We start from the raw sequence: 21429 nt of genomic DNA on the forward strand, positions 1-21429 counted from the left end.
TGCTTACTTGTTCGCGAGCTTGGCGGGATCTTTGATGGCCTTGTAGGTCTCCTGCTCGACGCTGTAGAGTTCGCCGCCGATCCTCTCGACCTTGCGAATGTAGATGTCGTGGACGACGTCGCGCGTCTTCGGGTCGATCGACATCGGGCCGCGCGGGCTTTCCCAAGCCATGCCCTTCATGGCCATGACCAATGCGTCACCATCGGTGTTGCCGCCGGTCGCCTTCAGTGCCTCATAGATCAAATGCATGCCATCATAGGCGCTGACGCTGATGAAGTTCGGACGAACATTGGCGTTGGCCTTGCGGAATGCTGCGACGTAGTCGCGGTTCAGGTCGGATGGATGCGCCGCTGAGTAGAACCCCGCCGTGATCATGCCGATCATGGCATCGCTCATCCCTGGCAAATCCTCGTCATCGGCGATGTCGCCGGGGCCGATCAGCTTGATCCCGCTCTTGTCGAGCCCGCGCTCGACAAACTGCTTGGCCAGGATGCCGGCCTGGCTCGTCGGAACGAAAATGAACAGGGTATCGGGATTGCCGTCGCGTGCCCGCTGCAGGAACGGCGCGAAGTCGGGATTGGCCAGCGGCACCTTCAGCGCTTCGACGATCGATCCGCCCGCCGCGGTGAAGCTTGCCGAAAACACGCCGGCGGCCTCGTGTCCGGGTGCCCAGTCGGACGCGATGATGGTGGCGCGCTTCGATCCGTTCCTGGCCGCCCAATCCGCCAGCACGCTGGCCTGCTGTGCGTGCGTCCAGCTGGTCCGCACGAAGTAAGGCGACCGATCGGTCACGATCGACGTGCCCGATACCATGATGACGGTCGCGGTCTTGCTCTCATTGACCAGCGGCGCCAGCGCCAGCACGCTCGGCGTCAGCCCGCCCCCGAGGATCGCGACCTTGTCGTTGACGATCAGCTCCTGCGCAATGCGCTTGGCATTGTCGGGCACGCTGGCATCGTCCCGGACGATCAACTCGATCTTGCAGCCGGCCACCCGGTCGCCGTGCTGTATCATGTAGAGCCGCGCCCCGGCGACCGCCTGTTTGCCGACCGGCCCCAGAACGCCGGTCAGCGGCATCACCAGCCCCACTTTTACCATGCCTTTTTCGACGTTCTGGGCCTGGGCCCGTCCGGGGAGCGCCGTCGCGAGCGCCAGAAGAGCAGCCCCGACCAACACGGCAATTGGCGTCCTCGACATGACCAGCCTCCTGCGAGCCCGGAAATGATCCCGGGCCGTTTCGCGACTATCGGCTCAGCCGCGTGGAAGTCCTGATCAAGAAGTGACAGAACGCCGAATTTCCTGCTAAATTTTCCCGATTGGTGCCGTCTGTGGGCATGGAGTGACCTCTATGGACCCGGCGACTGATTCCGTTTTGATATTTGATTCCTTTGTGCTCGATCTCGCCCGCGGCGTGGCGCGCGTGGATGGCGTCGACCTTGATCTCAGGCCGAAATCATTCGCGGTCCTCCGCTATCTCGCCAGCAATGCCGGGCGGCTGGTATCCAAGCATGATCTGCATCACGCGGTCTGGGGCAACGTCGCGGTCTCGGACGACTCGCTCGTCCAATGCATTCGCGAGCTGCGGCTGAAGCTGCGCGATGAAGACCATTGCATCATCAAGACGGTGTCTCGCCGCGGCTATCGCCTCGATGCCAGGCCGGTGCCGCTGTCGCATGATCATGGACCCCGGCATGTCGCGGGCAGCATGTCCGCCCCAAGCGGCGTCGCCGCACGTCTTGCGGCGCTTCCCCGATGGTTGCTGATCGCCGGCCTGTCCGTGATAGCCTTCGCGACGCTCGCATCCGCGCCGCCGCTTGCCAATGGCATGCGGCATCCTCTGGCGGAATTGGCGAACTGGTTCGTGCCGCAAGATCACGGCATCGTGCCGGATCGGGATGTCGAGCGGATCACCGCGCTGGCGGCCGAGAAGCAATTGCCGCTTCCCGCCTATCGGATTCACGCACCAGCTGGTGACGTGCCGGACAACGTCCGCCGCTTCCTCGGCGTGTGGGTCAGCGGCGAGGGATGGATCAACTCGCACCGTCAATTCATGATGATCGTCACCAATGTCGATCGGGACGGTGTCGCGACCGGCTACCTCGTGAACGGGCCGGCGATGCCGCACAGCCGCGTGCCCGGACCCGGCTTTTCCGGAGGCTTCACCGGATACGTTCTCGACGACGTCTTGCGATATGACGGCAATGCGGGGCTGCACTCGGCAACCATCGCCGCGGACGGACGGATCGAGTTCAAGCTCGTCTTCCGCGAGGGAGGCACCAGCGTTGTGTTGCTCGAACCGCTCTGGACGCTCGCCAATCCGGGCCGCGTCGCGCGCAATCAGACTTGATCATCGTTCGTGGTAACCCTCGCGACGCCGGCGTGCCGCTACGCGCCGCGCGATACGCCGAGCCCGGCAAGATGCGTGTCGATGAACTGCGCAAGGCGCTCGCGCAGCTGCTCGGGCGGCACTGCGACCATGCGCTCCTCGAGGCCCAGCGAGATGATGCCGTGGACCGCGGAGAACATCATCCGCGACAGCTGCGCGACGTCGTCGGGATCGCGATCGGGCAACAGCCGCACCAGCGGTGTATGCATCAGCGCGAAGGCATCCATCACCATCGCCAGGATATCTTCCGGAAACGGCCGGTCGTCCTCCATCCGGTGCTCGAACAGCGAGCGCAGCAGATTGGCGTGCTCGGTGGCGAAGCCGAGATAGGCGTCGGCGAGCCCGTGCAGCTGGCGCAGCGGATCCTCCGTTGGGACTGCCTTGAGCCGTGCGCTCAGGGCCTGAACGGTCTCCCGGTTCACGGTCAGGATCAGGCCGTCGAAGTCGCCGAACTCATTATAGACGCTCCCGATGGAGCAGCCGGCGGCTTCGGCGACATCCCGAACCTTCAATGATCTCAAACCTTTAGTCGAGATGAACCGGCGCGCGATCTCGATCAGCAAAGTGCGCCGCTGAAGTTTTTTCCGATCCCGGCGCGAATCTTCTTGAACAATGTTCATTTTCGAGCTACTAATTTGAGCGTTGCTCAAGTTGGCATAGGAGGCCACTCACATGCAGACCCTAGCACTTCAATTGACCACCACCCTTGTCGATGACGCGATCGAGCTCGTGAAGGGCCTTGGCCGCGGCATCCTCTCCCTGGCGATGGCGCCGATCGAGCGGATCGCCCGTGCCTGCGACGTCGCAGGCGTCCTGGAGCAGCGGCGCGCCGATCGGCGCAAGCAGCGCCGCTGCCGCTGGTCGCCATTCCGCGGCCTGGGTGAACTGACCTGAAGGCTCCAGGCCGCAATTGTCGCCGAAACCGCAACAAAGCACTCACCATGTCCCTCGCGAGTCCGTTTCACCGTCGACCGGCCACAACCCTGGATAAGGTCTCGTACATTTCTGCCCGGCATTGTGCCGGCGTTCCGGCGCGACCGATTTGCGCAGGTTCGAACCGATACGTTGCGGAAAAGACTAAAGGCTGCGGCATCTCCGTCATTTTCACCACGCTCAGCATTCTCTGCCACCCGAATTCGCAGACCTGCCAGCGCCGTGCGCGCTAACCCAAGGAACCGGTCATGATCAAGGAATTGATGACGTCCCGCCGCTTCGCGCCGCTGTTCTGGTCGCAGTTCTGCTCGGCATTGAACGACAACGTGCTGAAAAACGCGCTGGTGATCATGCTGCTGTACGGCGTCGCCAGCGAGCAGGGGCCGGCGCTGGTTCAGCTCGCGGGCGCGGTCTTCATCTTCCCGTTTTTCGTGCTGTCGGCGCTCGGCGGCGAGCTCGCCGACCGCTACGTCAAATCCATCGTCGCGCGCCGCCTGAAGTTCTTCGAGATATTCGCCGCGGCGTTTGCCGCCGCCGGTTTCTTCAGCCATTCGATTCCACTGCTGTTCATCGCGCTGGCGCTGTTCGGCACCGTCGCCGCGCTGTTCGGCCCGGTGAAATATGCCGTGCTGCCCGACCAGCTGTCGGTGTCCGAGCTTGCGACCGGCAACGCGCTGGTCGAGGGCGCAACCTTCATGGCGATCCTGATCGGCACCATCGCCGGCGGCCTGTTCGTCGCGGGTGCCAGCCACATGGGCTGGATCTGCGCCGCGGTGGTCGGCCTGTCGGTGCTGTCGTGGGGATTTGCCTCGCGTATCCCCCTGACGCAGCCCTCCGCGCCTGACCTTCCGATCACCAGGAATCCCTGGACCTCGACCGTGCGGCTGTTGAAGTCGCTCTATGCCGAACCGCGGCTGTGGGACGGCATGGTGATCGTGTCGTGGTTCTGGATGGTCGGCGCCATCGTGCTGTCGCTGCTGCCTGCGCTGATCAAGGAGGGCGTCGGCGGCACCGAAGGCGTGGTCACGCTGTGCCTCGCCGTGTTCGCGATCGGCATTGCCGCCGGCTCGCTGTTCGCCGCGCAGCTGAGCCATGTCCGCCCGAATATCGCGCTGGTGCCGATCGGTGCCATCGTGATGGGCGTGATCGGCCTCGACCTCGCACTTGCGATCGCCACCACCTCGCTCGGCAAGGACGTCACCGCGGCCGCGTTCGCGACCTCGCTCAGTGGCTTCCGCATGCTGGCCGACTTCTTCCTGTTCGCCTTCGGCGGCGGCCTGTTCGTGGTGCCGGCGTTTGCCGCCGTGCAGGCCTGGACCGCGCCGTCCGAGCGGGCTCGCATCATCGCCGCCGGCAACATCCTGCAGGCCGGCTTCATGGTCGCCGGTGCGGTGTTCGTCGGCGCGCTGCAAGCCGTCGGACTGCCGATCGCCTGGATCTTCTTCGGCCTTGGCATCGCGAGCTTCGGCAGCGTCTGGTTCGTGCTGAACAAGTGGGGCAAGGAGGGCGTGCGCGATTTCGGCGCGCTGCTGTTCCGCGCCATGTTCCGGCTCGAGGTGCGAGGCATGGAGAACCTGCCTCCATCAGGCACCCGGATGCTGATCGCGCCCAACCATGTCAGCCTGGTCGACGGCCCGCTGCTGCACGCCACCTTGCCGATCGATGCGAGCTTCGCGGTCGACACCGGCATCGCCAAGGCGTGGTGGGCCAAGCCGTTCCTGAAGATGATCAAGCACTACACGATGGATCCGTCGAAGCCGCTGGCCGCGCGCGACCTGATCAAGCTGGTCGCTGCCGGCGAGCCGGTCGTGATCTTCCCGGAAGGCCGCATCACGGTCTCAGGCTCGCTGATGAAGGTCTATGACGGCACCGCGATGATCGCCGACAAGGCCGATGCCGTGGTGGTCCCGGTCCGCATTGAGGGCGCGCAGCGCTCGCATCTCAGCTATCTCAAGAACGGTGAGATCAAGCGCTCCTGGTTCCCCAAGGTGACGATCTCGATCCTGCCGCCGGTCAAGCTGCCGGTCGACCAGTCGCTGCGCGGCAAGGCGCGCCGCAATGCCGCCGGCGCCGCACTTCAGGACGTCATGATCGACGCCATGGTGCAGAATGCGATGCTCGACCAGACGCTGTTCGAGGGCCTCGGCCACGCCTATCGCGACCGCGACACCGGCAAGCCGATCATCGAGGACGCGCTCGGCACCAAGCTGACCTATCGCAAGCTGATCCTCGGCGCGCAGGTCTTGAGCCGCAAGCTCGAGCAGGGCACTTCGGTGGGCGAGAATGTCGGCGTGCTGCTGCCGAACTCGGCCGGCGTCGCCGTCGTGTTCATGGCGCTGCAGACCATCGGCCGGGTGCCGGCGATGCTCAACTTCTCGGCCGGTCCGGTCAACGTGCTGGCGGCGATGAAGGCGGCGCAGGTCAAGACCGTGCTGACCTCGCAGGCCTTCATCGAGAAGGGCAAGCTCGACAAGTTGATCGCGGCGATGGCGGGCCAGGCCCGTGTGATCTATCTCGAAGACGTGCGCGGCGGCATCGGCCTCGCCGACAAGATCGCAGGCTTCCGCGCCGGCATCGCGCCGCGCGTCGTCCGCAACGCCAACGATCCCGCGGTCATCCTGTTCACCTCGGGTTCGGAAGGCACGCCGAAGGGCGTCGTGCTGTCCCACCGCAACATCCTCGCCAACGCCGCGCAGGCGCTGGCGCGGGTCGATGCCAATGCCAACGACAAGGTGTTCAACGTCCTGCCGGTGTTCCACTCGTTTGGTCTCACCGGCGGCATGATGATGCCGATCCTCGGCGGCATCCCGATCTTCATGTATCCGTCGCCGCTGCATTACCGGATCGTGCCCGAGCTGATCTACCAGACCGGCGCCACCATCCTGTTCGGCACCGACACCTTCCTCACCGGCTACGCCCGCTCGGCGCATGCCTATGATTTCCGCACGCTGCGGCTGGTGATCGCCGGCGCGGAGGCGGTGAAGGAGCGCACGCGGCAGATCTACATGGAGCGCTACGGCATCCGCATCCTCGAGGGCTACGGCGTCACCGAGACCGCGCCGGTGCTGGCGATGAACACGCCGATGGCCAACCGCCAGGGCACCGTCGGCCGGATCTCGCCCTTGATGCAGTACCGCCTCGATCCGGTGCCCGGCATCGCGGAGGGCGGCCGGCTCTCGGTGAAGGGCCCGAACGTGATGATCGGCTATCTCCGCGCCGAGAATCCCGGCGTGCTGGAGCCGCTGCCCGATGGCTGGCACGACACCGGCGACATCGTCACGGTCGATGCGCAGGGCTTCATCGCGATCAAGGGCCGCGCCAAGCGCTTCGCCAAGATCGCGGGCGAGATGGTCTCGCTGTCGGCGGTCGAGGCGATGGCGACTGCGCTGTGGCCGCAGGCGATGTCGGTCGCGGTGACGCTGCCCGATCAGCGCAAGGGCGAGCGCATCGTGCTGCTCACCACGCAAAAGGACGCCGACCGATCCGCGATGCAGCGCCAGGCCAAGAGCACCGGCGCCTCCGAGCTCGCGGTGCCGGCCGATATCCGCGTGGTCGACAAGGTGCCGCTGCTCGGCACCGGCAAGACCGACTATGTCGGCGCCACCGCTTTGGCCAAGGAACTCGCGGCCCCCGCGCCGCAGGCGGATGAGACGACCGATGCGGCCGAGCCCGAGCCCGAGGCGCGTCAGCAGCACGTCGCCTGAGTCTTCGGCCTGAGTTCCGGCATGATGGTTGTGCTTTCCGGGAGCATGTTGTCTGATGGACGGCAACTGCTCCCGAGAAAGCACAGCCATGGTTCTTCCCCTCGACCCCGTCATCGAACAAATCATCCCGCTGCTGCCGCTGCGCGATCCCTCGACCATGACGCCGCAGAGCTGCCGCGAGCAGCTGCGCGCGCTGGCCGAGGCGCGCAAGGCGGTGCCGCCGCCGCCGGTCGATGTTTTCAGGGATATCGAGGTGCAGGGCGCCGCCGGCAAGCTCGGCGCGCGGCTCTATCGGAACGGCCGCGGCACCGCGCCGACCGTGATCTTCTTCCACGGCGGCGGCTGGGTCGCCGGCGATCTCGAGACCCATGACCGCCAGGCCCGCAACCTCGTGATCGAGACCGGCGCGGTGGTGATCTCGGTCGATTACCGCCGCCCGCCGGAGACGCGCTTTCCCGGCGCGTTCGAGGACGCGTTCGCTGCGATCCGCGACGTGATCGCGCGGCTCAGTGAGTTCGGCGGTGATCTCGCCCGCATCGGCGTCGCCGGCGATTCCGCGGGCGGCAACCTCGCCGCGACCACGGCGCTGGCCTGCCGCGACGCCGGCATCAGGCTTGCCGGGCAGCTCTTGGTCTATCCCGTCACCGACGTAGTCGGCCATTATGCCGACGCGGGCGAGAACGCCAAATTCCCGTCGCGCGAGGAGAATGCCGAGGGCTACTTCCTGACCCGTGCGACGATGCAATGGTTCGCGGGGCATTATCTCGCGGACAAGGCTGACGCCGCCGACTGGCGCGTCTCGCCGCTGCGCGCGAAGAGCCTCGCCGGTGTCGCGCCGGCGGTGGTCACGACCGCCTGGTTCGACCCGCTGCGCGACGAGGGCCACGCCTATGCGAAGGCGTTGCAGGCGGCGGGCGTGCCGGTCGCGTATCACACGGGCGAGGGGCTCATCCACGGCTACTTCGGGCTCGGCGACGCGTCGGACGCCGCCCGCGCCGAGGCACAGCGGGCGCGGGCGGATTTCAGGCTGTTGCTGGAGAACGGGGTGTAACTCCGCCCCGCGGGAGGCACGTTACCAAAACAGCGAGAACAACCCCATGCAAAGGAGCCTGGCGGTAGCCAGGGACCTTCGATTACGCGCCTTGACGCGTCGGGCAACTCAGGGATATATTTCCAATATTCCGAAATTTGGCATGCGTGCCCGCCCCAAGGGCGAGGCGCTTTTCGCCGTTGTTGACGGCAAGTCTTAACCTCCGTCGTCCCGGCCCCCGTGCGCAATTGCGCATTAGGCCGGGACGACGATGTGGATGGGGTTGCGTTTAGTCACCCGCCCTCAACCACTCGGCTCAGCAACCCCCCTCAATCATTCCCGATCGTGTCGCCGAACAGCTGCCAGGTCTCGCCGTTGAACTTCTGCAGCCGCATCGCTTCCACCGGGAAGTAGTCGGTCGGCGAGGTCTTCACCTTGATGCCGGGCAAGAACATCGGCAGCGCGATGTCGAGGTTGGCGGCCTGCTTCATGATGTTCTCATGGGTGAGGTCGTCGCCGCATTGCTTGAGCACCTGCACCGTTGCCTCCGCCACCACATAGCCGTAGACGATCAGCTGGTCCTGCAGATTGCCGTCCGGAAAATATCTCTTCATGAAGTCCTGCCAGGCGATCACGTCCGGATCGTCTTTCCACTGCGGATCGTTCGGATCCTTCAGCGAGTAGGACGAGATGATGTCCCTGGAATAGTCGAAGCCGGCCGGCTTCAGCACCGAGGAGACCGAGGTCGAGGTCGCCGCGAGGAAGAACAGGTCGGGCTTCCAGCCGATCTCGCCGATCTTCTTGATCGCCTGCGCCGCCTGCTTGGGGATTGCGTGCATGAACAGCACGTTGGCGCCGGAGGCCTTCAGCTTCACGATCTGGCTGTCGACCGTCGGATCGGTCGATTCATAGGTCGTCTCCGCCACCACCATTTTGGCGGTGTTCTCCGGCCCCAGCCCCTTCTTGAAGCCGTTGCCGTAGTCCTTGCCGGCGTCGTCGTTCTGGTAGAACAGCGCGATCTTCGCGTCGGGCTTCTGGGTCAGCACATATTTGGCGTAGACCGCGGTCTCGGCCTGGTACGATGGCTGGAAGCCGATCGACCACGGATAATGCGCATAGTCGCCCCACAGCGTGGCGCCGGCGCCGACGAACAGCTGCGGCACCTTCTTGTCGTTGAGATATTTGCGCACGGCAAGCCCGGTCGGCGTGCCCAGCGGATTGAGGATCGCGGCGACCTCCTCCTGCTCGACCAGCTTGCGGGTCTGCTCCACCGTCTTCGGCGGCGAGTAGCCGTCGTCGAGCGTAATCAAATTGATCTTGCGCCCGTTCACGCCGCCCTGGTCGTTGATCATCCTGAAGTAGGCTCCTTGCGTCTTCGCGATCACGCTGTAGGCCGACGCCGCGCCCGAGAATGGCGAGGTCTGCCCGAGCTTGATCTCGGTGTCGCTGGCGCCGGTGCCGTATTTCTTCTCGGCGGCATGCGCCTGCGCCGCCAGCGCAAGCGCTGCCGCTGCCGTGATGGCCTTCCAGATCATCGTGAGCCTCCCTGTGCGTTTTTTGTTGTTCGCGGGGGCAAGCTTACGTGAGCCGGGGCAGGCAGGCTTGCGGCGAGACGCCGGGGCAGGAATGCGAAAATGCGGCGGGATGAATGGCCGGGGTAATATCAGGCCGCCAGATCAGCGAGTGTGCGGTGGCCTGCCGCGATGCGGAATGACTATCAAAATCTTTCCCCGCGCCCGGGTCGCTTCTCACCTCGCCCCGCTTGCGGGGAGAGGTCGGATCGCATGCAGCGAAGCAGAATGCGATCCGGGTGAGGGGGTACAGGTCTAACTGCTTTCCCTGCTCGCGGTGGCGGCCCCTCACCCCAGCCCTCTCCCCGCAAAAGCGGGGCGAGGGAGAACTCCTGGCCTCAGCGATACCGCACGCTGCCGGTCGTCACCGGATCGGTCGGCAGCACGGTGGCGCCGGCGCGGCTGGCGGCGGCGGAGGTGATCATCCCGGGCTCACCCGTTCGCACGTTCTTGGGCGGGTGAAATTCGAGGACGACGAGGGCGGCCGTTGCGAGCACCGCCACGGCGGCGGTTGCGATCGCGGGCACCAGTCTTCCGCGCGGATCGGCTGCGCGAACTTGCATTGATCGATTCCTTTATCGGGGTCTTCTTTGGGCGTGATGTAAGAACGGCCAGGCTTCTTCCCAAGAGTGCGGCGCACAGGCCTCACAATCAGTTGTACCGGCCGTGATGTCCCTCACGGTTTTCGAAGCGAGCGGCGTTCGCCCATAAACGAATCGAAACCGCGTCGGGCGCGCTTGTTTGCACACTCACATCTGGAAGAGATCATGGCGTTTTGCATGCGCCTCATGCGCTCGTGATGATGCGAGTGATGTTGTGATTAATGGGATCCGCCTTCGCTAAAGCTACGGCGGCGACAAGCCGCTTTTGCCTTTTTTATAGGGTTTCTATGTTGGTTAAGGCGCTTGCGTTAAGCGTTTCTTCATTCGCTTAGAACGCATCAACAGAGATTCGCGCGGTGGAAAGCGATGACACCGCTGTCATTGGCAGCAGATGGCAATGATGGCGCATTGCGAGGCTTGTCGCACCGAAGTTTTAGCGAAGGAGCAAGCGGAGGTGCAAAATCATCTCTCCTGATGCGGCGCGAGGGATGATTTTGCTTCACGCGTAATAGCGCAAAGAAAATCCAACTCACCATCGCGCCGCGCGCGTCGGTCGGATTGGCTCACCTGTCAGACAGCAGGAGACCCGGCCAGGCTGTCTTGCTCGTCACCGCCTTCGCAAGACGCTTTCGCATCTCACGGAGGACACCTGGCACTAGGACCCGCTTTCACCGTCCGCGACGCGGTGCGCTCGTCTCGCGCATCACTCTCGTCCGCCGCATCCCGAGCCCAACGTTCGTGACGATCGCGATACGCCCCTCTCAGAGGAGTTGGACGCGCGGCTTATACCCGGGTCTCGGGGAAGAGGAATATTTTCCGCGTGCGGACTGGATTTGGTTTTTCGTTCTGAAAGGATTAGGGAGATTCGAGTTTTGGCGTGGCCTGGGGCCATAAGAGCCACCTTCAGGGCGGTTCTCCGCAAAGACGGTCGTTGGTGAATTCCCTTAAGCCGACGCGCCGCCATAGGAACAACGTGTAGTTGTCCTAGGCAATGCCTGCTTATAAGGTCGCATTCAACTACCAATTGATGAGGCTTGGCCGAAAAAATGCACATTGAAACCGATTTAAAACTGGATTTTCGTGACGTTCTGATCCGACCGAAACGCTCGACCCTCACGTCGAGGTCGGAAGCAAACATTGAGAGGACATTCCATTTTCGTCATTCGGCACGAGAATGGACCGGCTTTCCAATAGTCGCTTCTAACATGGAGACCGTTGGTACTTTCGAGATGGCGCGCGCGCTCGCGCCCTTCAAAGCGCTGGTCGCGCTGCACAAGTACTACGACGTCTCAGAGCTAGTAGATTTCTTCCGTACAGAAGCTTCAGGTGCAACCTTCTATACGATGGGGACTTCCCAGGAAGATTGGCAAAAGCTCGCCAAAGTGAAAGAGCAAGTAGCCGTTCCTATGATTAATATCGACGTAGCGAACGGATACACGGAGCAGTTTCTAAGCGCCGTCGCCCAACTGCGGACGGATAATCAGGCTGCGATAATCATGGCCGGAACAGTAGTCACGGCTGAGATGACGGAAGCACTAATACTAGCTGGTGCGGATATTGTCCGAGTGGGAATTGGCTCGGGGTCGGTGTGTACAACACGAGACTTGACCGGAATCGGCTTTCCTCAGCTTTCGGCCGTCATAGAGTGTGCGGACGCTGCCCACGGACTAAAAGGACAGGTTTGCTCGGACGGTGGCTGCGTGGTGCCTGGAGACATCGTGAAAGCGATTGGCGGCGGAGCCGACTTTGTCATGCTGGGTGGCATGCTTGCCGGTCATGCAGAGTGTGCAGGCGAAATCCAATACGAAGATGTTGATGGCAAGCGTGTTCCCAAGAGTATGACATTCTATGGCATGTCGTCTGAGACCGCGATGACCAAGCACCACGGTGGCGTTGCCGAGTACCGCGCCGCGGAAGGCAAAACTGTAAGCATTCCGTACAAAGGAGAGGTCAAGGCGACTCTTTCTCAAATTAGCGGAGGCGTGAGATCGGCCATGACGTATATCGGAGCGGAGAATCTAAAGGAGGTCACGAAGAGAACAACGTTCATATTGGTCAACGCGCAACGCAACACTGCGTTCGGATGACGGGTCAAAGATGGATCTGAGATTTCTTACCAAGAACGACTACAAGTTTGGCGAGTTTGGGAAACTCTTCAAAGGTACACGGTATCACCTCGTGAAGGCGTCTGTTTCAATCGACGAAATTCAAACTGATGACATGGAGGCCCTAGTTCGAGATAAGGTTGTTAAAGCATTCGCCAAAACAAAACGTCCGATCTTCGTAGATCACACCGGTTTGCAGTTTCCCTTTCTCGGCGGATTCCCCGGAGGACTAACGGAGATTTTTTGGAATAAACTTAAGAATAAGAAACTTGCAGAAATTGTCGGTCGATCTGCGGAGCCGGCAGTTACAGCGATCACTTATCTGGCTTATTGCGACGGAAAAAAAATCGAAGTGTTCGTAGGACGCATCGATGGGGTGATCGCTCGAAGGCCGCGAGGACCTGAGGGCTTCCAGTGGGATCCAATCTTTATCCCTAATGGGTTCAACAAAACATTTGCGGAAATGGGTGACCAAAAAAACTCGATCTCGATGCGCAAGTTGGCCGTAGACAAACTCATTTCATATCTAAACGAGAACGCGAATGCGTGAGCAGATCGATACAAGAAACACAATTCTGTTCGTAGGTGCTGGAGTCTCTCAGAATCTTGGTCTTCCGTCTTGGGGTGATTTGATGGACAAGGTGGCTCAGTTGCTTGGGTATGATCCACTCATACTGAAGCAATTGGGAGGGTACCTGTCTCTTGCGGAATATTTCGAGATCGAACGCGGAAGCATTGGTCCACTAAGAAGTTGGATGGATGTGAACTGGCACGACAAGGGCATCGAAGTCGGGAACTCAGAAGTCCACGAAGCGCTTGTTAAAGCGCGCTTCCGAAAAATATACACCACTAACTTTGATCGATGGCTCGAAAAGGCGTGTGAGCACTGGCAGGTGCCGTATCGAAAGATACTAACGGTGCAGGATCTTATGGCCAAGCAGGGCCATGAGTTGGAGATCGTCAAATTTCACGGCGACTTTGACGACGATGCAACACTAATTCTCACTGAGAGTAGCTATTTTGAACGGCTCGACTTCGAGTCGCCACTGGACCAGATGCTCAGGGCAGATGTGTTGCGGCATCCAGTCCTTTTTATTGGCTACAGCCTCTCCGACATCAATGTTAGGTATCTCTTCCACAGGCTTGCGAAGATTTGGCGAGCAGCTGGGTCAAAAATAGACCGACCTCCAAGCTTCATTTTTATGGCGAATCCCAATCCAGTTGAGGAGGCAATTTTTCAGCGTTGGGGAATTTCGCCAATAGTGGAGCCTACGGGCCAGACGATGGAAGGCTTGAGAGATTTTTTGAAAGGAATATCGCCGACGCATTAATGCGCTGGGAGATAGCCCAAAACAAAAACGGCCGGGTCATCGACCCGGCCGTTTCAAAACTCTTCCCGCGAATTCCGCTCTCGCAGTCTCGCTCAGCTCGCCTTCTTCACCGGGGCCGGCTTGCCGACCTTCTTCTCGATCGCGCGCTTCAGTTCGAGGGCGCGGGGCGAGAGCACGTCGGCCTTGGCCTTGAGCAGGTAGGCGTCGAGGCCGCCATTGTGGTCGACACTCTTCAGCGCGTTGGTCGAGACGCGCAGGCGCACGTTGCGGCCCAGCGCATCCGAGATGAAGGTCACGTTGGCCAGGTTCGGCAGGAAGCGCCGCTTGGTCTTGATGTTGGAGTGGCTCACCTTGTGGCCCGTCTGGGGGCCCTTGGCCGTCAGTTCGCAGCGCCGGGACATCTTACAAAATCCTTATTGCATCCCCGCCTCTTGGCCAGGCGTGCAATCGCACGGCCCGCGCGGGGGTTTTGAATTCGCGTCCATTTTCCAGGAACCGCGGGTGTATAGAGGCGGATCACCCAAGCGTCAAGATTATATCGCCGCATGGCGGTATCGGGGAATGCCGGTTCATAAGCCGTTCCAGCCACTTAACGGCTGAAATGGCAACCATATAAAGGGCGTATTCGGCTGCAAGTCTTGGTTCCATAAGAGACGCGCGTGTTGTCCGGCCGATGTGGCTTTGGAAAGTGGACAACAGACCAAGCGCCGATAGCAGGACCGTCAGGTAGGTTAAGTGACGACCGCCATTGCCATTTTGCCCCCGCTCGGCCGGCTCCTCGGCCTGTGCGCCGGTGCCGTTTTGCTGTTTTGTGCCGAGCGCGCCAGCGCGCAGGGTCGGCTCGACGCGCAGTATGAGGCGACCTTGGCCGGTATCCCGGTCGGCAAGGGCAGCTGGACCATCGAAATCGGCGACGACACCTTCTCGGCCACCGCCCAAGGCGGCACCGCGGGGCTGTTGAAGGCGTTTTCCGGCGGCACCGGCTCGGGCGCCTCGCAGGGCCGGGTCGTCAACGGGACGCTGGCGGCGTCCTCCTACACCGCGACCACCACCACCTCGAAGAAGTCGGAGACGATCCGGATGGTGCTCGCGGGCGGCGGCATCAAGGAATCCGCGATCGAGCCGGAGCCGCCGGTCGATGCCGATCGCCTGCCGGTGACCGAGGCGCAGAAGAAGAACGTATTCGATCCGATGACCGGCGCGTTCCTGCGCGCGCCCGGCAATGCCGAATTGATGAGCCCGGATGTCTGCCGCACCGGCGCCGGCGTGTTCGACGGCCGCATGCGCTACGACCTCAAGCTCGATTTCAAGCGGGTCGAGATGGTCAAGGCCGAGCGCGGCTATCACGGCCCGGCGCTGGTCTGCGCGCTCTATTTCGTGCCGATCTCGGGCTACATCCCGGATCGCCCCGTGATCAAATATCTCGCCGCCCAGCGCAACATCGAGGTCGCCTTCGTGCCGATCGCCGGCACCCGCCTTTTGGTGCCGTTCCGCATGACGATCCCGACCCCGCTCGGCATGGCCATGCTGGAAGCGACGTCGTTCGTCACCACAGCCGCGCCGCCGCGCGTGGCGAAGACGCAGTAGCCTGCTTCGTCATTCCGGGGCGATGCGGAAGCATCGAACCCGGAATCTCGAGATTCCGGGTTCACGCTGCGCGTGCCCCGGAATGACGGGGCAGTTGGTGCGCAAGCCATGCAATAAACGTCACCGGAATCCAGTTGACTCTTGCCCGCTTCTGATTCGACTCGGCCAGCTCTGGAACTTAAGGAATTCAGTCCGCATATCCCCTGCTTGTGGAGCCCTCTCGAACTTGATCTAGTGCCGCCGCCGTGGGGTCTACCCGAGATGTTGCGGTGAACGTTTCAGGCCCGGAATGGAGTCAGCGATTCGGCCGCGATTTGTTCTCAACTCGTTCCGAAGCTTAAGCCGGGCGCAGCTAGCGTCGCATTGTGAGACAGATTTTGCGAAACACTCTGCGGGTGCCAAACACACTGCCAAACCGTCACCCTGAGGAGCCTGCGCAGCAGGCGTCTCGAAGGGCGACAGCCCCGCTGTCTCGTCAAGATCGCCGCAAATGGATCGATCTCGGCCGTGCATCCTTCGAGACGCGCTAACGCGCTCCTCAGGATGACGGAATAGAGAGCACCCAACACTTCAAGAAACACTGCAAAAAATGGTTTTCTCAACTTCGTTCGGAAATGACCGCGTGCCCGGTGCTGGTGTCACTGCGGTGCTGGGGCCGACCAACACCGGCAAGACGCATCTGGCGATCGAGCGCATGCTGGCGCATTCGTCAGGGCTGATCGGGCTACCGCTGCGGCTGCTCGCGCGCGAGGTCTACAACAAGATCGTCGATCGCGCCGGCGTCGACAATGTCGCGCTGGTCACCGGCGAGGAGAAGATCAAGCCGAAGGCGCCGCGCTTCTGGGTCTCGACCGTGGAGGCGATGCCGCGCGATCTCGACGTGTCCTTCCTCGCGGTCGACGAGATCCAGATCGCCGCCGATCTCGAGCGCGGGCATGTGTTCACCGATCGCATCCTCAATCGCCGCGGCCGCGACGAGACGCTGCTATTGGGTGCGGCGACGATGCGGCCGATGATCGAGCGGCTGCTGCCGGGCGCCTCGATCGTCACGCGGCCCAGGCTGTCGCAACTCGAATTTGCCGGCGACCGCAAGATCACGCGGCAGCCGCGCCGCACGGCGATCGTCGCGTTCTCGGCGGATGAAGTGTACGCGATCGCCGAATTGATCCGCCGCCAGCATGGCGGCGCTGCCGTGGTGCTGGGCTCGCTTAGCCCACGCACGCGCAATGCGCAGGTCGCGATGTTCCAGAACGGCGATGTCGATTATCTCGTCGCGACCGACGCGGTCGGCATGGGGCTCAATCTCGACGTCGATCACGTCGCCTTCGCCTCCGACCGCAAATATGACGGCTATCAATTCCGCCGGCTGACGCCGGCCGAGTTCGCGCAGATCGCCGGCCGCGCCGGCCGTGCCACCCGCAACGGCACATTTGGTACGACGGGACGCTGCGCGCCGTTCGAGCCGGAGCTCGTCAACGCGTTGCAGAACCACACCTTCGACAGCGTCAAGATGCTGCAATGGCGCAACGCCAGGCTGGATTTCTCCTCGCTCGGCGCGTTGCAGGTGTCCTTGGCGCTGACGCCTAATCATGAGGCACTGACGCGGGCCCCGGTTGCCGAGGATTTGCGCGTGCTCGAACATGTCGCACGCGACGCCGAGGTGCGCGAATGGGCGCATGGGCCCAAGGCGGTGGAGCGGCTGTGGGAGGCCTGCCAGGTTCCGGACTACCGAAAGCTGTCGCCGGCCGCCCATGCCGAACTCGTGACCACGCTGTATGGCTTCCTGATGCAAAAGGGGCGTATCCCTGACGCATGGTTTGCCGCCCAGGTCGACCAGGCCAACCGGACCGACGGCGATATCGACACGCTATCGGGCCGGATCGCGCAGATCCGGACCTGGACCTTTGTTGCCAACCGGCCCGACTGGCTCTACGACCCGGACCACTGGCAGGGGATCACGCGCGACCTCGAAAATAAATTATCCGATGCGCTGCATGAACGGCTCACGGAGCGTTTCGTTGACAGGCGGACCAGTGTATTGATGCGCCGCCTGCGGGAGAACTCAGTTTTGAATACGGAAATTGGCAAGACCGGTGAAGTGATCGTGGAAGGCCATGCGATTGGCCGGCTCGATGGTTTCACCTTCGCACCCGATGCGGCCGAGGCCGGCAGCGACGCCAAGGCGCTGCAAGCCGCCGCCCAGCAGGTGCTGGCGCGCGAGATCGATGCGCGGGCCGAGAAACTGGGCGCCGCCCCCGACGAGCAGTTCGTGCTGACCTCCGACGGCACCATCCGCTGGACCGGCGATGCGGTGGCGAAGCTCGTCGCCGCCGACGACGCGCTGCATCCGCGACTGCGCATCATTTCCGACGAGCGGCTGACCGGCGCCTCGCGTGAGGCGGTGCAGACCAGGCTGGATCTCTGGCTCAAGACGCATATCGAGAAGCTGCTCGGGCCGCTGTTCGAACTCGCCAAGGCCGAGGACCTGCAGGGCATCGCCCGCGGCATCGCCTTCCAGCTGGTCGAGGCGCTCGGCGTGCTCGAGCGCAGCAAGATCGCGGCCGAGATGAAGGATCTCGACCAGCCGTCGCGCGCGGCGTTGCGCAAATACGGCGTGCGGTTCGGCGCCTACCACATCTATTTCCCGCAGCTCTTGAAGCCCGCGGCGCGCTCGCTGGCCTCGCTGCTGTGGGCCGAGAAGCAAAGCAATGTCGACATGGCTGCGCTGTCGAACGTGCAGCATCTGGCGTCGAGCGGCCGCACCTCGTTCCCGGTCGACAAGAGCTTGCCGCGCGATGGCTATCGCGTGCTCGGCTATCGCCAGTGCGGCGAGCGCGCGGTGCGCGTCGACATCCTGGAGCGGCTCGCCGATCTGATCCGCCCGGCGCTGGCCTGGCGCGAGACCTCGCCGGGCGAGAAGCCTGCGGGCGCGTTCGACGGCCGCGGCTTTGTCGTGACCCAGGCGATGACCTCGCTGACGGGATCTGCCGGCGAGGATTTTGCCTCGATCCTGCGCGCGCTCGGCTACCGCATGGACCGCCGTCCGCCGTTGCCGCCGAAGCCGGTCGAGGCTGCGCTGGCCGAGGGCACGGAGACCGTTGCCGCCGAGACGCAGCCGGTCGAGGCGACCTCTGACGCCGCTGTGGATGCGCCGGCCGATGCCGCCGCCGAAGTCACCGCCGATGCGGCGGAGGCTGCGGTCGATCATCAGCCGGTGTCCGGCGATCCGGCGCCGTCGGCTGCGCTGCTGCCCGATGTCGGCTTTGCCGAGGTCGCCGCCAGCGAGGGGACGCCGGTCGTGGTCGAGACCCATCAGGATGCGGTGGCCGAGCGCCCCGCGCCGGTCGATGAGCCCGCGGCTGCCGCCGAAGAACCCGCTGCCGAGGCGCCGGCTGCTGAAGCCGCGGCCGAGCCTGCGCCTGCCGTGGAAGCTGCTGAAGCTGTTGCCGAAGCGCCTGCGGAGACCGCAAGCGTTGACGCTGCACCCGCTGAAGCTGCCGCCGAGGCCGCTCCCGCCACCGCGGAGACGCCGGCCGAGCCGCAGCTGGTCGAAGTCTGGCGGCCGGGTGGCCGCTCCGACGAGCGCCGTCCGCATCATCGCGGCCACGATCGCAACCGCGGCCGCCATCAGGGCAAGCCCGCCGAGGGCGCGCAGGTCGCTGAGGGCAGCAGCGAGGGCGAGGCGAAGCGCGAGCAGCGTCGCCGTCCGCGCCGCCACCAGGATTTCCGCACCCCGCGCACCGGCGCGCCGGCGGATCCGTCGGCCGCACCCACTGAGGGCGCGCAGGCCCGCGACAACAGGGACGACAAGGGCCAACGCCGCGAGCGCTTCGAAGGCAAGGGGCGCGATCGCGACAATGAGCGGCGCCGCGACAACAAGTTCGGTGGCGGCGATCGCAAGGGCGAGCGCGGCGATCGTGACCGCGGCGGCCGCGATTTCGGCCGTGACAAGGGCGGTCGCGACAAGCGCGAGAACGGCCCGTCGCATCGGCCCTACGCCTCGAGCGCGCCGCGCGAGCGTGACCGGCCGATCGATCCGAATTCGCCATTCGCCAAGCTCGCTGCGCTGAAAGAGCAGCTTGCCGGCCGGAAGGAATAGTCCAACCCTTGGTCTAACTTTTGGATCGACAGCGCCTCGACAAATGGCTGTGGCACGCGCGCCTGGTGAAGGCCCGCACCAGCGCGGCTGAACTGGTCGCATCAGGGCATGTCCGCATCAACGGCAACCGCGAGAAATCGCCGGGCCATGCGGTGAAGGCGGGTGATGTCGTCACCGTCGCGCTCGACAACAGCGTCCGCGTGCTGAAGGTGATCGCCTTCGCCGAGCGGCGCGGCGATGCGACATCAGCGCGGGTGCTCTACGAGGATTTGCAAGCCGGCAATTTGCAAGCCGGTAAGGAGTAGTTATGTAGCGCTTGCTATCTCATTTGAGCATGATCCGGAAAAGTGGGGTCCGGTTTTCCGATCAGGATCATACTCCCAATAAAACTGGTGGCAGGGGCGTGAGAATACTGGCGTTTTTCGGGGGCGGCTTCCCTTGCGGCCCCGGTATTCCTGCGCTACGCAACCCCAGAAAAAATCGATCGTTCCGGAGTTTTGGATGACCTACGTCGTCACTGAAGCCTGCATCAAGTGCAAATATACCGACTGCGTCGAGGTCTGCCCCGTCGATTGCTTCTACGAGGGCGAGAACATGCTGGTCATCCATCCTGACGAATGCATCGATTGCGGCGTGTGCGAGCCGGAATGCCCGGCGGACGCCATCAAGCCGGACACCGAGCCGGGGCTGGAGAAGTGGCTCGAGGTCAACCGCGACTACGCCAAGAGCTGGCCGAACATCACCCAGAAGAAGGATTCGCCCGAGGACGCCAAGGAGTGGGAAGGCAAGGAAGGCAAGTTCGAGAACTATTTTTCTCCGAATCCGGGCAGCGGCGACTGATTCGCTGACATTCGCGAGCAATCTTCCGGACTACCCCGATAAGGGCGGGCTTTGGCCCGCCGCGGACCTCCGTCGGGCCGTGGATTTAACCCTAATGACGGACATATGACCTGAGAAGACCCTGTTATGCCCGGAATCGGGCGTAAACCATTGATTTTTGCGGAAAATGTGCTATATCTGACACATTACAGGCCAAGAACCCCCCTGCCATGCGTACCTTGTGGCTTCGAGGTTCCCGCAACACTCGAACAGGGGCGTGGCAGTTTCCGCGCGCAGGCTGTGTCACAGAAAACGCGTAAAAAGAGTGCTTCAAAGACGACGAAGAAAGCCGCTGTCGTTGCTCGCAGCGCAACCAAGGGCCGTGCCAAGGCGCCTGTGAAGGGCGCCAAGAAGGCCGCGGCTGCAAAGTCCTCAAAGAACAAAAGAAGCGTGATGCCAGAAAAGACTGCCAAGACTGCCGCGAAAGCGGCAGCTGCGAAGCCCGCTGCTGCGAAGGTCGCCCCCAAAACTGCTGCTGCGCCGAAGCCGGCTGCCCCGAAGGCTGCCGCCCCCGCCGCTGCCCCGAAGGTTGCCGCCAAGCCGGCCGCGCCGCGCGTCGAGGAGCCGAAGAAGGTCGTGACCCAGCGTCAGGGCTTCAAGGCCAATGAATTCGTCGTCTATCCCGCTCACGGCGTCGGCCAGATCCTGGCCATCGAGGAGCAGGAGATCGCGGGCGCCAAGCTCGAGCTGTTCGTGATCAATTTCATGAAGGACAAGATGACGCTGCGCGTTCCGACGGCGAAGGTCGCCAATGTCGGCATGCGCAAGCTGTCGGAGCCGGCGCTGGTCAAGAAGGCGCTGGAGACGCTGAAGGGCCGCGCCCGCGTCAAGCGCACCATGTGGTCGCGCCGCGCCCAGGAATACGAAGCGAAGATCAACTCGGGCGACATCGTCGCGATCGCCGAGGTGGTCCGCGATCTCTACCGTTCGGAATCGCAGCCCGAGCAGTCCTACTCTGAACGCCAGCTCTATGAAGCGGCGCTGGATCGCCTGTCGCGGGAGATCGCGGTCGTGCAGCACTCGACCGAGACCGAGGCGATCAAGGAGATCGAAGGCCAGCTCGCCAAGAGCCCGCGCCGTGGCGCCAAGGCGGAAGCCGAGGGTGAAGGCGAGGGCGATGCCGACGGCGAGGATGCCGACAGCGATGGCGACGATACCGCCGTCGAAGACGAAGCCGCCTGAAAGGGTTCGACGGATTGAAA

General features: G+C 63.1%; 17 protein-coding genes. 12 read left to right on the top strand and 5 right to left on the bottom strand.

The window, feature by feature from the left end; all coding sequences use genetic code 11:
• Positions 1-3: 3 nt before the first annotated feature.
• Positions 4-1197 (bottom strand): ABC transporter substrate-binding protein, encoded by a 1194-nt coding sequence (locus ACVIW0_RS01990; protein ID WP_461350795.1) that lies wholly within the window; start codon positions 1195-1197, stop codon positions 4-6.
• 151 nt (positions 1198-1348) lie between these two features.
• Between ACVIW0_RS01990 and ACVIW0_RS01995 the strand changes: the two genes are divergently transcribed.
• Entirely contained in the window at positions 1349-2347 is a 999-nt protein-coding gene (locus ACVIW0_RS01995) for a winged helix-turn-helix domain-containing protein (RefSeq protein WP_461350796.1), read from the top strand.
• Positions 2348-2385: 38 nt separating this feature from the next.
• Here ACVIW0_RS01995 and ACVIW0_RS02000 read toward each other — a convergent pair whose 3' ends face one another.
• Positions 2386-3006 carry a TetR/AcrR family transcriptional regulator gene (locus tag ACVIW0_RS02000; RefSeq protein WP_461357220.1) on the bottom strand — a complete coding sequence of 207 codons (621 nt, stop codon included), beginning with the start codon at positions 3004-3006 and terminating at the stop codon, positions 2386-2388.
• A 52-nt stretch (positions 3007-3058) separates the two neighbouring features.
• Between ACVIW0_RS02000 and ACVIW0_RS02005 the strand changes: the two genes are divergently transcribed.
• The 3 genes from ACVIW0_RS02005 (at position 3059) to ACVIW0_RS02015 (ending at position 8074) form a co-directional block, all read left to right on the top strand.
• Entirely contained in the window at positions 3059-3280 is a 222-nt protein-coding gene (locus ACVIW0_RS02005; protein ID WP_461350797.1) for a hypothetical protein, read from the top strand.
• Between the two features lie 287 nt (positions 3281-3567).
• Complete coding sequence (locus tag ACVIW0_RS02010) at positions 3568-7023, top strand: acyl-[ACP]--phospholipid O-acyltransferase (RefSeq protein WP_461350798.1); 3456 nt, start codon at positions 3568-3570, stop codon at positions 7021-7023.
• Between the two features lie 88 nt (positions 7024-7111).
• Positions 7112-8074 (top strand): alpha/beta hydrolase, encoded by a 963-nt coding sequence (locus ACVIW0_RS02015; RefSeq protein ID WP_461350799.1) that lies wholly within the window; start codon positions 7112-7114, stop codon positions 8072-8074.
• Between the two features lie 308 nt (positions 8075-8382).
• Here ACVIW0_RS02015 and ACVIW0_RS02020 read toward each other — a convergent pair whose 3' ends face one another.
• Both ACVIW0_RS02020 and ACVIW0_RS02025 read right to left on the bottom strand, forming a co-directional pair.
• Entirely contained in the window at positions 8383-9588 is a 1206-nt protein-coding gene (locus ACVIW0_RS02020) for an ABC transporter substrate-binding protein (protein WP_461350800.1), read from the bottom strand.
• 374 nt (positions 9589-9962) lie between these two features.
• The gene (locus ACVIW0_RS02025; protein ID WP_461350801.1) at positions 9963-10187 is read right to left on the bottom strand and encodes a hypothetical protein; all 225 of its coding nucleotides are present in this window, start codon (positions 10185-10187) and stop codon (positions 9963-9965) included.
• A 1073-nt stretch (positions 10188-11260) separates the two neighbouring features.
• Here ACVIW0_RS02025 and ACVIW0_RS02030 point away from each other — a divergent pair.
• Genes ACVIW0_RS02030 through ACVIW0_RS02040 form a run of 3 tightly spaced genes read left to right on the top strand, consistent with a single transcriptional unit; the run spans position 11261 to position 13662 of the window.
• Positions 11261-12313: a GMP reductase gene (locus ACVIW0_RS02030; RefSeq protein WP_461350802.1), complete on the top strand. Its 1053-nt coding sequence runs from the start codon at positions 11261-11263 to the stop codon at positions 12311-12313.
• 10 nt (positions 12314-12323) lie between these two features.
• The gene (locus tag ACVIW0_RS02035) at positions 12324-12881 is read left to right on the top strand and encodes a non-canonical purine NTP pyrophosphatase (RefSeq protein WP_461350803.1); all 558 of its coding nucleotides are present in this window, start codon (positions 12324-12326) and stop codon (positions 12879-12881) included.
• Positions 12874-13662, top strand: coding sequence for an SIR2 family NAD-dependent protein deacylase (locus tag ACVIW0_RS02040; RefSeq protein WP_461350804.1), 789 nt, complete (start codon positions 12874-12876; stop codon positions 13660-13662). The genes ACVIW0_RS02035 and ACVIW0_RS02040 overlap by 8 nt, the downstream gene beginning before the upstream one ends.
• Positions 13663-13754: 92 nt before the next feature.
• Here the strand turns inward: ACVIW0_RS02040 and rpmB are convergent, their stop codons facing one another.
• A complete protein-coding gene (gene rpmB, locus ACVIW0_RS02045) occupies positions 13755-14063 on the bottom strand; it encodes a 50S ribosomal protein L28 (protein ID WP_050423898.1) in 309 nt (102 codons plus the stop codon).
• Between the two features lie 355 nt (positions 14064-14418).
• Between rpmB and ACVIW0_RS02050 the strand changes: the two genes are divergently transcribed.
• From ACVIW0_RS02050 to ACVIW0_RS02070, 5 genes are all read left to right on the top strand, one after another.
• Complete coding sequence (locus tag ACVIW0_RS02050; RefSeq protein WP_461357221.1) at positions 14419-15249, top strand: DUF3108 domain-containing protein; 831 nt, start codon at positions 14419-14421, stop codon at positions 15247-15249.
• A gap of 589 nt (positions 15250-15838) precedes the next feature.
• Positions 15839-19348 (top strand): helicase-related protein, encoded by a 3510-nt coding sequence (locus ACVIW0_RS02055; protein ID WP_461350805.1) that lies wholly within the window; start codon positions 15839-15841, stop codon positions 19346-19348.
• Positions 19349-19368: 20 nt separating this feature from the next.
• Complete coding sequence (locus tag ACVIW0_RS02060; RefSeq protein ID WP_461350806.1) at positions 19369-19653, top strand: RNA-binding S4 domain-containing protein; 285 nt, start codon at positions 19369-19371, stop codon at positions 19651-19653.
• 196 nt (positions 19654-19849) lie between these two features.
• Complete coding sequence (fdxA, locus tag ACVIW0_RS02065; protein ID WP_461350807.1) at positions 19850-20188, top strand: ferredoxin FdxA; 339 nt, start codon at positions 19850-19852, stop codon at positions 20186-20188.
• A gap of 432 nt (positions 20189-20620) precedes the next feature.
• Positions 20621-21409, top strand: coding sequence for a CarD family transcriptional regulator (locus tag ACVIW0_RS02070; RefSeq protein WP_461350808.1), 789 nt, complete (start codon positions 20621-20623; stop codon positions 21407-21409).
• The last annotated feature ends 20 nt before the right edge of the window (positions 21410-21429 follow it).

The sequence above is a fragment of the Bradyrhizobium sp. USDA 4454 genome (assembly GCF_054822705.1).